Source organism: Vallitalea guaymasensis (assembly GCF_018141425.1).
GTDB lineage: Bacteria > Bacillota > Clostridia > Lachnospirales > Vallitaleaceae > Vallitalea > Vallitalea guaymasensis.
In genome coordinates, this window is record NZ_CP058561.1 from 1,584,958 (window position 1) to 1,598,284 (window position 13,327).

Genomic DNA, 13,327 nt, shown 5'->3' on the forward strand with positions numbered 1-13,327 from the left:
ATGTATATATGGACAATGCTATGTTTTGTTATCAATGCGAACAAACAGCAGGGGGTAAAGGTTGTACTAAAATGGGCATTTGCACCAAAGACCCGAATGTAGCTAAAATGCAGGACGTTCTAATTTTCCTATTAAAAGGCTTAGGTTACTATGCAACAAAATTAATTGAAGATGGACAGGTTATACCTAGAGAATTAGGAGAGTTTTGTACGGAGTGTGTATTCGCAACACTTACCAATGTTAACTTTGCACCAGAAAGATTCGTTGAATATATCAAAAAAACCAATTACTACAAAAAAGACTTAATGAATAAAGCTTCAACTTCTGATGCACCTGAAGGAGCAGATTATATTGCTCCTGAAACAAAAGAAGAGATTCTCAGTATTCCCAATATGAAAAACTTAGGTGTTATGGACGACGAAGACTTAGATATGGATATTCGTTCTTTAAGAGAGTTGTTAATATATGGGATAAAAGGTATGGGAGCTTATTTTCATCATGCATACGTACTTGGAAAATATGATGCTGAAATAGCTAATTTCATGTTTAAGGCTCTTAGTTCTACCCTTGATAGAGATTTAACCGTTGAAGATTATTTCAACCTTAACATGGAACTTGGCAAGACCAATTTCAAATGTATGGAGCTGCTAGATGCAGCAAATACTGGTGCTTTTGGTGATCCAGAACCCACTGAAATGCTCATAACCAAGAAAAAAGGACCTTTTATTGTAGTGTCAGGTCATGATCTAAATGACTTAGGAGATTTACTTGAACAAACTGAAGGTAAAGGTATCAATATATATACCCATGGAGAAATGCTTCCTTGTAATGCTTATCCAGGATTAAAGAAATACAAACATCTAATAGGAAATTTTGGTGGTGCTTGGCAAGATCAACAAAAAGAGTTTGATAATTTGCCTGGTGCAATATTAATGACAAGTAATTGCTTAATGAAACCTAGAAAAAGTTATAAAGACAGGTTATTCACTTCAAGTATTGTTGGCTGGCCTGATGTAACCCACATACCTACTGTTGATGGTCATAAGGATTTTACACCTGTTATAGAAAAAGCTTTAAAATTAGAAGGCTTCACTGCAGATGAACCAGAAAAAAGAATACCTATGGGATTTGCCAGAAACGCTGTCCTAAGTAATGCAGATACAATTGTTAATGCTGTCAAAGAGGGTAAAATAAGGCATTTCTTCTTGATTGGTGGCTGCGATGGAGCTAGACCTGGAAGAAATTATTATACAGAATTTGCTGAAAAGACACCAAAAGATACTATTATATTAACTCTTGCATGTGGTAAATATAGATTCAACAAATTAGACCTTGGTTCTATAGGTCCATTCCCAAGGATACTGGATGTAGGTCAATGTAATGATGCTTATTCAGCTATTAAGATTGCTTTAGCTTTATCAGAAGCATTTGAATGTGATGTGAATGATCTTCCATTGTCCTATATTATAACATGGTATGAACAAAAAGCGGTTGTGGTATTACTCACAATGTTATACCTTGGTTTGAAAGATATTTATCTTGGACCTACATTACCTGCTTTCATAACTCCAAATATTCTTCAAGTATTGGTTGATAAATTCAATCTACAGTCTATCTCAACACCAGACCATGATTTACAAACCATTCTTGGTTAAGATAAGACAAGTTCATATTGCTCCAAATATAAAAGCACAGATTTCTCTGTGCTTTTATATTTTATTATCCTTCTATACATATATGATATCTGAATAATTATCTTCTTCCATGCCATATAGTCTGCCTCTGCCTCTTCCTCTATATGGTCTGTAATAAGGTCTTCCATAATAGTAAGGTCTTCCATAATAGTAAGGTCTTCCATAGTAATAAGGTCTTCTATAATATGGATATCTTACATAATAGGGGTTTCTTCTATAATAGTAGGGATATCTCCTGTATGAATATGGATAATACCTAGGGTATCTGTATCGGTAAGGACGTCTGCCTCTGCCGAATCTGGTAGCTTCAATTTCTTCGTTAAACATATATTATCCTTCTGCTTTTTTTACTATTATATGCATTTGACATTACTAAAGTGAAAGAGCCTAACATATATACTAAAACATACAATAACTATTGTTAAATAAGTTTTTTGTTTTATAATTTAATTAAATGATATTATTTATGTTATAGGCTTTTATTAAAAAGTATAATTTGATACAATACCAGTAACGATTATCTCTACGTTATAAAAAGTTATGAAAGGATGTATGAAAATGGCTGAAATTACAGTAAATGAACGTATAGAATTATTACGTCAAGAAATGAAGAAGGAAGGCTTATCTGCCTATATTATCCCCAGTGCTGACCCCCATCAAAGCGAATACGTAGCTGAATACTACAAGAGCAGAGCTTACATATCAGGATTTACCGGTTCAGTAGGAACAGTTATCATTACTATGTCAGAAAGTTGTCTATGGACTGATGGCAGATATTTTATTCAGGCTGAAAAACAACTCAGTGATAGTGAAGTTGTTCTATATAAAATGCTTGAACCAGGTGTACCTACATATCAGGAATGGTTGAAAGATAACATTAAGGCTGGTGAAAAAATAGGATTCGACCAGCGTTTATTCTCAGTGAATGACATGAAAATGCTTAAAAATGTAATAAATAATGATAAAATAGAGCTTGTAGGCAATATAGACCTTATATCAAATATATGGAAGAACAGACCAGCTCTACCTACTGACAAAGTTTTTTATCATGATATAAAATATACAGGTTCAACAGCTGCTGAAAAAATTGATTCAATACGAAATGAAATGAAAAAGAAAGATTCAGAAATATATTTGATCAGCTCTCTCAATGATATTGCTTGGCTATTTAATATTAGAGGTAATGATATCATATACACCCCTATCCCATATGCTTATGGAATAATAACTTTGACCGAAGCTATTCTATATATACAACTTGATAAAGTTCCTGAAGATGTTCGAGCAATACTGGAAGAACAAAATATTGTCATAAAAGCTTATGAGGATATATTTGATGATATAAAAATATATACTAAGGATTTAACAGTTACCTATGACCCTACTAAGTTAAATTACGGTCTAAAGTCAATGATTGATTCTTCAAGCCGTATTGTAGAGACACTTGAACCTACAGCTATTGTAAAAGCTAAACTTAATGATACTGAAATCATGAATTTGAAGGAATGTGAAATAAAAGATGGTGTTGCACTAGTAAAATTCTTGTATTGGTTAGAAAAAGCTGTTCCAAGTGGAGATATAACAGAAATTACTGCAGCAGAGAAATTAGCAAGTTTCAGAAAAGAAAATCCTCTATATATAGAAGATAGTTTTGCAACAATCCCAGCTTATCAAGAAAATGCGGCAATGATGCATTATAAACCTGATGTGGCAACTACCAAGACATTAAAACCAAAAGGATTTTTCTTACTTGATTCCGGTGGACAATATCATGATGGTACTACTGATATAACCCGTACCATTGTTTTGGGTGATATAACAGAAGAAGAACGACATGATTATACTCTAGTTGTGAAGGCACATATTGCTCTTGCACGTCTAGTATTCTTACATGGTTCTACTGGTTCTAATCTTGATGTTATAGCAAGACAGCCTATTTGGCAAGAATATATGGATTACAAGTGTGGAACTGGTCATTCAGTAGGTTTCTTATTAGGTGTACACGAAGGACCTGCTAGAATCCGTAAAGGATCTAGTGATGTAGTTATTGAAGAAGGAATGTATCTTACTAACGAGCCTGGTATCTACAAAGAAAATAAACATGGTATACGTATAGAAAACTCTATACTAGTCAAAGAAGTAATGAATAATTCTGATGGCCGTTTTATGGCATTTGACACAATATCCTATTGTCCTATAGACTTAAAAGGTATTGATGTTACAATACTTACCTGTGATGAAAAAGATTGGCTAAACAACTACCACCAGGAAGTGTATAATAAGCTTTCTCCTCATCTTAACGAAGATGAGTGCTTATGGCTTCAATCTCAGACAAAGAGTATATAATATATATGGTATGATTACAACAACCTTATCCACTAGACTAAAGCCTAGCTTTAGTCTAGTTTTTTTATTACCTTTGTCCCCATTAAAATACCTGCGATAATTGCTGTTATTGGTGCTACTATTACTAACCCAATACTTCCGATCAGTGTTCTCATTATCTCTGCTGATATTATTTTCATGTTTATGATTCTTGTAAAGCTTGAATCCCTTATCTGAAATAGCATAAGTAATGTTAGGTAACCCCCAGAGTATGCAAGAAGTAATGTGGTTGTCATTGTACCTATTACGTCTCTGCCTACATTGAATCCTGATTTTATAAGTTCTCTTTGGGTAATATTCTTTTTTTTGTTTTTTATCTCCTGGCAGGCTGAAGATACATCCATCGCTATATCCATTGCAGCTCCTGAAGACCCTATTATAATGGCTACATAAAAAATATATTTCATATTAAGGTCAAAATATCCACTGAATACAATTGTTTCTGCATATGGAGATGTCATTCCCATTAATCCTAATTTATCCCCAACTACCATAGTCAGTACTAGAGTTATCAACAAACCTGATAAAGTACCTAAGAATGCTGATATACCCTTTTTATTGAATCCTGCTACTGTGAATAATATAATGGCAGATAAAGCGAAAAGAGTTATAAAGGCTATTATCAATGGATTTTTTCCTTGTAATAGATTAGGTATCAAAAATTTCCATAATATGAACATAGTACATATAAATGAAAGTAAGGCTTTAACTCCAATACTTCTAGCATATATAATTAGTAAAATCACAAATACCAAAAAGATGAATCCTAGATAATTCTGTCTATATAGATCCACAGCTTTTGCATCAATGATTTTATCATTTTCCGTCTTGACTGCAATAATGATTATGTCACCAATCTTATAATAGTTATCATAATCCAGTTTACCTACAAGCTGATTTTCTACATCTATGGTCTCACCTTTATAGTTACTATTCCCTGCAATAACCTTCAATTCTTGAAACCCAATTGCTGAAACACCTGCTTTTACAACATTACTATCATCTACTTCAATAACTTTGGCTTTTATTTCTCTAACATTCTTATTATACTTGTCTGAGGATTTATTGGATTGGATGAAAAGCAGAAATATAATTATGCATAATATACCGTATATAAATGATACTCTAATTTTTTTATTCATTATTATAACTCCTTTATGTCTCTCTGAAACTATATAAATTAAGGAACTGTTAATAATGCTCTTGTCATTATTCAGCCCCTTAATGTAAGAAATACTGTGTAGTATTTAGATTAGGTTAATTTAATTCTAATCCTGCTATTTTTGCAGTAATTTCAGCTATGGTTGTATTATCCATAAAACCATTATAATTCTCTGCTCCCACACCAATAGCTGACATAGGTATTTGAGTTGCTGTATGTGCATAAGATGTCCAATAAATACCAGCTCGCTCTGATAATACATGTGTTACTGCCATTGCTGCTTCATCGTATTTATAAGCATTGCCAGGATCAATTATCTCTTTATCTACCATGTCCATTCCTTTATCAATAATAGCTTTTTCTTCATCTGATAACTCAGTCAAACCAAATTTCTCACCAATCAAATTGTAATATTCTTTTCTATCACCAGTATAACTGCCTTGAAATTCTTCTATTGACATTATTGCTTTTTCAAGCTCTTGAAGATTCAAGAAATAATCAGTATTAACGCCCATTCCAAGACCACCTGTCTCATGGTCGCCAACAACGATAATCAACGTGTCTTGTGGATGTTTTTTATAGAATTCATATGCTTCCTCTACTGCTTTATCAAAAGCAAGCGTATCCATAATAGTTCCTGATGGGTCATTTGGGTGACAGGCATGGTCAATACGTCCACCTTCAATCATAAAGAAGAATCCATCTTCATCTTTTGATAATAAGTCTATACCTTTGCTAGTAATCTCTGCTAATGTTGGTACATGATATTTATCATTATTTTCATCATCTATTGTGTATGGTAAATGTGAAGCTGTGAATAGATTAAGGTATTTATCACCTTTTTTAAATACATCATTCCTAAACTCTTCTGCTCCTTTTACTCCGTATCTTACTGTGTATCCTTCATTTCTGAAATCTGCTAGTACATTTTTGTCATCTTTACGTTTTGAATAGATTTTTCCACCGAATGCATCTGTTTGATTATCTGTAAAGTCCATAGGTAAGAAATGTCTTACTCCACCACCAACAATATAATCAACTCCACTATCCAAAAAATCAACTGCTATGTCATTTTCGTTACCTCTGCTCTCATTATGTGATGCAAAAACAGCAGGTGTTGCATGAGTTATACGTGTTGTTGATGCTAATCCAGTTGCCATGCCTTTTTCTTCTGCACTCTCTATAAGAGTTTTTAAGTTATTTCCCTCAACATCTTTTGATATTACCCCGTTATTAGTTTTATGACCAGTAGCAAGTGCTGTACCTGCAGCTGCTGAATCAGTTATTAATGTATTAAGGGAATGTGTTGTGTTTATGGCTGAATGAGGAAATGTATTCATTACAAGTTTCTTGTCTTTATCCCCTGATATCTCTTGTAGATAGTACTCTGATATCTGTCTTTGAGAAGTACCCATTCCGTCTCCAATAAAATAAAATATGTACTTTGGTGTTTTCACGCTTGTGTTAGCTAATACAGTGCTATTTACTGCTTTTAATATGTCATTTGATTGTAGGGATAATGATAATATCATCATAGTCATTAAAGCAATACCTATAATTTTCTTTTTCATTAATTCTGCCTCCTTGGTTTATTTACTATATTAATGTAACTTATCAGTATAAAGTTATTATTATATAGTTGTTAAATGAATGTAAAATTATGGTATAAAAAAAGAGGCTATGCCTCATCTTCATCTAAAATTATCACCTTATCAAAAATATTAAATCCCAATCTGTATCCTGTTCCTGTATCAATCCTATTAATACTGTAAATACTCCAGCTGCTCCATCTAGTAATCCAGCTATATCCTGCTTATCTGAAGATTCTTTTTCCTGATATCCATAAAGCTCTTCTGGATTCCATAAATTCAGTACTTGTTCTAATAACTTATCCCGTAATTCTCCAATAATTTTATCTCCACTTTCAGAGTACATTCTCTGTACCATTTGAAGTAATCCTGCTCTCCCGTGACAAAATGTATCAGATTCTATATTCCATTTACTCTTTGGTCTCATGGCAGTCCCTCTGAATGTTTCTAGTGCCACACTCTTCCATTCTTCGTTGTTAACTGCAATGCCGCTTAACCAAAGTGCACGTGCAATTCCAGGACCTCCATAGCACCAAGCTTCTCTTGGAACAACATTTCTTGATTTACCTTTCTTATTCTCTTCCCATGAGATTCTAGCTGGCCAAAGTGGTCCATATTCATCATTTTCTTTCCACTTTATAATCCAGTTAGCAATCTTATGTATAGCTTCACGCTGACCAGATACTTCTACTCCCTTCATCAAAGCTATGGACATCAAAGCAAGAACACCAGGTATACCATGTGACATTCCACAGTTGAAGTGACCATTGGGATATTCTTTACTATCATATCCAGTACATCTATCAGACGATACATACCAGCCAGGTACAACTAATCCTTTATGCTCTTTATCTGCACATAACTTCACCAGATATTCAAGAATCTGTTCCATTGCCAGTCTCATCTCTTTTTCCTCTATGAAACAAAGTACATAGCGCCCAATACCGCTCAACCCTTGAATAACATCAAACTCTTTTAGAGAAATACCTTGTTTTAGTCTTGATTCCATATACTGCATCATACTAGGAAATGACTTTATGAAAAATGAATTCAATTCTTTTATGAAGGTCTCATATCTGGTTCCATCTCGTGATAATGCTCTTGCTGCTATTATTACACCACCAATACCAGTCCAAAGACTAAATTCTCTGATCCCCTCTTTCATGATTACTCTCTGTATCTTTTGTAAGTAGGGATGTCCAATACTATCCCATCCCCCTTGGGGATACGCCCTATCCAAAGCTCCAAACATCACACAAAAACCACTATACCCTCTAGCTAAATCAATAGGTGACCAAGGTATGTAATCTTTTCCAGATTCTTTACGTATGTTAATTAATTCAAGCATATCCTTTTGAATCTGCTCTGGATTAACTAATCTATGTGCTCCATCATCAACAATCCGTTGTATCTTATTACGAATTTCTTCATCTGTCACCTGAGACCATTTCATATTGTACTTCCTCCTTATCATTATCACTATATGCAGATAGCTGCATTTTATATAGATAAGCATACATACTGTCTTTTTTCATCAATTCAATATGGCTTCCTTGTTCAACAACCTCTCCCTGATCCATCATGATTATATGGTCTGCATACTTTATTGAGGTATATCGATGTGAAATGAATATACCTATATGCTGGTGAATCAGTTCTCTGAATTTCTCAAACACTTGGAGTTCAGATTCTGGGTCTAACATGGAACTAGGTTCATCAAGTATATACAAATCAGCCTTACGCATAAATGCACGGGCAATCGCAACCCTCTGCCATTGTCCTCCAGATAATTGACTACCCTGATCGAACAACCTTCCAATCTGGGTATCCAATCCATGTGGTAACTGATCTACCAAATCATCTATTCCAGCTCTTCTTGCTGATTCTAACAATTCGTCATCACGTTCAAGTCTATTGACATTACCAAATCCTATGTTGTGCCTCATATTAAGTTCATACTGAACAAAGTCCTGACAAACTACAGCCATATGATTGCGTAATGCTTCTTGATTAAATGAACGTATGGATATTCCATTAATAAGGATGTCACCTTTGAAATCATCATATAATCCAGTTAATATCTTCATGAGTGTAGTTTTACCTGAACCGTTTCGTCCAACGATTGCCATTGTTTCTCCACGCTTCAACTTGAAACTTACATTATTAAGAGCATATCTATTAGTATCTGGATACATGAAAGATACATTTTTAAACTCAACGGTCTCAATTTCCATTATATCAGTACGTTTACCTTTATCATTCTTACTGACTTTCAAGTCCAAGAATATAAATAGCTGTTTTAGAAAAAGGTTATGTTGACATAATGAAAGTATCCCAGATATAAGTGCTTGTGAGTTACTCTGTGTCATAGTTATAGTCTGAGTCAATGCCACTACAGTTCCGATTTCTATCTCCCTAAGAAATGCAGACCTAAGTACAACTACCATCATTAATACGTTAGCAATAACGTTAATAACTTGAAATATAATTCCTGTACTCAACCTTTTTTTGGCAATTTTCTTATCTTCTTTATAGAAGCTTTTGAATAGACCATTGTAACATCTTTGAAGATATTTCCCTAGTTGATACAGTTTCACTTCTTTGAAGTTCTTATCGTTTGTCATTAGATAAGAATAATACCACGCCTTCCTCATCTTAGGTATACGATTATACTGTACTAGAAACTCTTGCTGTCCTATACGAAGAAAAGAATAAAATGATGTAAATGGTATAATAAGCAATATAAAAGCCATCCACCATCTGAAAATTATCAGCATTCCTGCCGCAGAGATAAGTGTTACAATACCGCTTATTAATGACATCATCTGCTGCATAATCTGATATGGACGATGACCTGCTTCATTTTGAGCAAGCTTCAAAGCATCTTGAACTTCCGAGTTCTCAAAATCCTTCAATGATAATGATACTGATTTTTCCATTATTAGCTTATTTATTCTATTCATCAAAAGGACTTTGAATAAGCTCTCTATATAACTCTGAATCAGATTCAGCAACTGACTTAACAGTGTAAATGCAACTAGTATGGCAAATGCCTTAAGGATTACATTAAAGCCTTCGGTCCATGAATAAGTAATGGAGTTAATCAAGTCTTTGGTCAATATCAAAACAATGATTGGTGAAATACCATGAAATAGATTCAAAATCATTATTGCAATCAAACTTTTTGCATCTGTAGCCCATAACAGCCCCATGATACGAGGCCAATACCTAAACGATTTTAATATATTAGCTATAGACATTACACTTGAATCCTCTCTATCTACCGCCATTATGTTCACCTCCTGCGAATGTATACTAAATTGTGTAGCGTATGACGTACCAAAGTAAGTACTCTCGTTTCATCACCTCTATCAATACCGTATAATCTGTTTATATGAAGATGGATTATACTATGCATTGCATCAATGGATTTAACATAATAATCTCCACTAAGCTCTTTCTTAGATAATTGTTCTCCATAATAATTCAATGTATTACTTCTTGCCTGCAATGCTGGTAATAAGAATTGTCCTGCTTCATGTCTCCTAAGCTCTGCAAATCCATCTCTTGTATCGCCTAATTTCATATACAGTGACCTCTTTGACCTAAATAGATCAAGATAATTTTTATAGTTAACAATCTTATCCAAGAAAGCAAGTTGTTCTTCAAAAGTCAATCCAAATTGCTCCATGATATCAATAATACTTATAACTGCCAATAAATCTTTTTCTATAGGTAAAATACCTTGTTCATTTAATTTTATCCAATCCATTACAATTTTGCTGTCTATGCAAAACCACTGCTCTGCGATGTTTATTAATTCCCGACCACCATATCGTTCAATTTCAGGGTCATATGTATCAATAACCATACGTGAAAGCATACCTTCCTTCAAACAATTATTGGCAAAAATATTGAGTTGTGGTAAAAACTCACTTTGTAATTTCTTAGGTTCACCAAAAAAACGTAACCTTATATGTCCATCAGGGTCAGCATATCTCATATAGAAACTAGACCCAATCCAACCATTCTGCTCTGCTTTATAACAGAATTCTCTTAATCGACCTCCCAAAAATTCCTCTATACGATTCCAGGCTCCATACCATTTAACATACATCCATTCACTTCCTGGGAGCTTAAAACGTTCAGCAAGGTCAATTGGTTTATACTGCCTTTTAGGTATTGATTCCCTATTTTTTATTGCAGGATTTCTAATGATTGGAAAAACAAATTCTGTATAATAACTACCCTCTTGACTTTTAGGAAGGGCTCCTAATTCATGCCCCAATTCAGTTAAAATAATTCCTTGCCCAAACCCAAGCTTAGCGAATTCTCTCCGTATTTCGTCAATATGCTCACTCTCATTCAAATCCAACAATAATCTATTATCTGTTTGAGTCAAGTAGACATACCTTGGAAGTCGCAATTCTTTTTTGTATGTATCAAATTTTTCTATCCATTCTTCTTTATTCATATTATCTTCAATAGGGAATGTTTCCTTATTAATAATCCATCTAGCAGGGGATAAAATACAACGTCCATATTTTATACGAGGCAAAAATGGCAATGAATTAAATTCTCCCCAATGTAAATTTTCAATATTCCTCTGCCTCTCCATAGACAATTCTCTAAGGAATCTATAGACATTAGGTGAATTAGATCCATTGAACATATGATTAACTACAGTTATAACCTCTTTACCAAGTTTTAATGACCTAAGATAGAATCCTCTCTTATCTATGCCAACCACCAAATCTGATAAAGGAATAATATTCTCTGGTTTCTTAGAAGATGTTGTCCCCATAACAATCTCGTAGTTACGATTATCATAGGTTAATACTACATTAGCTGCTCTGCCATCTATGGGTAAGTAAACCAATTCGGCTAATATTCCATCTGAACACATCTCTTGTTCTGATTTCCCAAATTTTTTTAGCTCATCTTGAAACTCAGAACCCATAATGTCAGTAAATCTCCCAATTGACCTTCCTGCACCATAGGAAAGGGCTGTTGCTCCACTTATAAGAGTATAATCTCCTGCTTCTACACTTTCTTTTGAATCAGCAGCCAATGAAAAAAAGAGTTCAAAAGAGCGAGGGGCATAGCGGCTGTCAACCTCTTCTCCTGCTAATTCTTCTATTTTCTCATCATCTAGAACAATTTCTTGTTCTCCCTTTAATAAGGTCATAGTTAACCATTGTGATAACAAATACTTCTTCCGTTGCTGAAACTCAGTTCTATTTTCCTTTGGGTTTCTTTTGGAAGGTGGATATTCATATGTAGCTGGTGAACCTAATCCTATCTCTTCATCCAATAACTCTAATAATGGAACCTCTCTTGATGATCCATATTTTTTTATGAAATCATTTCTGTATTCCAAGAAGTGTGATAATCCGTATTCATTATCACTGATTTTCCACAGTACTTCTGCTGCTTTTTCCACTTCTTCTTTAATAGAAATGGGTAAGACTACTTCATCCTTTTGAATCTTAAGATCAACCTGTAGATAATTTTTACTTTCGGCTATTTTTTTCATCTTCTTAATTATGTTTCGATATAATTCTTCGCCTTCTCCTAATAGGGTTCTATCATACATATCTATCATGAAGGATATTTCTTGTAACTGAGCTTTTAATTTATCTATCCCTTTTATATCTTCTATACGTTGTAATAGGTAATTTAATGGATTTGCCTCTATTAGAGGTGGACGTAAATTGGAAATTAACAGCTCTTGTTTAAATAACTGATAAACAAATTGGTTTATTTGCTCGCGTGGCGTATCTGGATATTCAACATTTAACTTATTAACTAATTCTTTGTAGGTCATAGGTTTCTCTGATAAGTTAAGGGCTTGTTTGACAGCGCTTGTAGTCCGTACTGATGTACGTTCCATTTCATTGCCTTTCCCCTTAGCCTGACCTAAATTCGTTAAGTATGGAAGGTATGTTCTATTACCCACTTTATAAGCCATAGTATTTGCCATTACTATTAGTTGCTTGATTAGGTTAGGGTCATTCTCCATTTGTGCTATTATCTTGAATAACCAGTCCATATCAGGACGAGTACGCTTTTCATGATACTCAGTACTCCTTAATGCAACTTTGTAATAATCTCCGTACTCTCCATACGCCACTCCAGAAAATAAACCAAAAGGTGTTGGTCTAGTAGACATTCTTATCAAATAACGTAAAAAAGCTCTGGCAACTTGTTCTCTTTTACGGGATGGACTATCTGGTGAAAGGTTAGTTAGAGCATCCAGAAGTGATATACTCGAAACAGCTATTGCTTCTCTGATTAAGGGATCTTGTGTAAATTCCCATAATTCATCTAAAATAGGTGCATTAAAGGATGTTAACTTATTTTCAAATACATTTGTAGATAGTATAGGCGTTCGTAATATAAAAAAATCAAGACATTTGAATATACTCTGATTACTCATTATTATCTCCTTTCATTCCATATAAACATCAAAAAACATCACTAAGATGTTTTTTGAT

8 protein-coding genes are annotated in these 13,327 nt (G+C 33.9%); 2 read left to right on the forward strand and 6 right to left on the reverse strand.

Going from position 1 to position 13,327, the window contains the following annotated elements; translation table 11 throughout:
• Window positions 1-8 precede the first annotated feature (8 nt).
• Window positions 9-1,655 (forward strand): hydroxylamine reductase, encoded by a 1,647-nt coding sequence (gene hcp, locus HYG85_RS07210; RefSeq protein WP_212692906.1) that lies wholly within the window; start codon window positions 9-11, stop codon window positions 1,653-1,655.
• Between the two features lie 72 nt (window positions 1,656-1,727).
• Here hcp and HYG85_RS07215 read toward each other — a convergent pair whose 3' ends face one another.
• Entirely contained in the window at window positions 1,728-2,021 is a 294-nt protein-coding gene (locus HYG85_RS07215; RefSeq protein ID WP_212692907.1) for a hypothetical protein, read from the reverse strand.
• A 231-nt stretch (window positions 2,022-2,252) separates the two neighbouring features.
• Here HYG85_RS07215 and HYG85_RS07220 point away from each other — a divergent pair, with 231 nt between their 5' ends.
• Window positions 2,253-4,040, forward strand: a complete 1,788-nt coding sequence (locus tag HYG85_RS07220; protein ID WP_244971295.1) for an aminopeptidase P family protein — start codon at window positions 2,253-2,255, stop codon at window positions 4,038-4,040.
• Between the two features lie 50 nt (window positions 4,041-4,090).
• Here HYG85_RS07220 and HYG85_RS07225 read toward each other — a convergent pair whose 3' ends face one another.
• The 5 genes from HYG85_RS07225 to HYG85_RS07245 all read right to left on the reverse strand — a co-directional run bounded on the left by HYG85_RS07225 (window position 4,091) and on the right by HYG85_RS07245 (window position 13,269).
• A complete protein-coding gene (locus tag HYG85_RS07225; protein WP_212692908.1) occupies window positions 4,091-5,221 on the reverse strand; it encodes a YibE/F family protein in 1,131 nt (376 codons plus the stop codon).
• 115 nt (window positions 5,222-5,336) lie between these two features.
• Window positions 5,337-6,812, reverse strand: coding sequence for an alkaline phosphatase (locus tag HYG85_RS07230; RefSeq protein WP_212692909.1), 1,476 nt, complete (start codon window positions 6,810-6,812; stop codon window positions 5,337-5,339).
• 133 nt (window positions 6,813-6,945) lie between these two features.
• A complete protein-coding gene (locus tag HYG85_RS07235) occupies window positions 6,946-8,283 on the reverse strand; it encodes a lanthionine synthetase C family protein (protein ID WP_212692910.1) in 1,338 nt (445 codons plus the stop codon).
• Complete coding sequence (locus HYG85_RS07240; protein WP_212692911.1) at window positions 8,258-10,120, reverse strand: ABC transporter ATP-binding protein; 1,863 nt, start codon at window positions 10,118-10,120, stop codon at window positions 8,258-8,260. Before HYG85_RS07240 ends, HYG85_RS07235 begins: the two co-directional genes overlap by 26 nt.
• Window positions 10,121-10,125: 5 nt before the next feature.
• Complete coding sequence (locus HYG85_RS07245) at window positions 10,126-13,269, reverse strand: lantibiotic dehydratase (protein WP_212692912.1); 3,144 nt, start codon at window positions 13,267-13,269, stop codon at window positions 10,126-10,128.
• Between the last annotated feature and the right edge of the window lie 58 nt (window positions 13,270-13,327).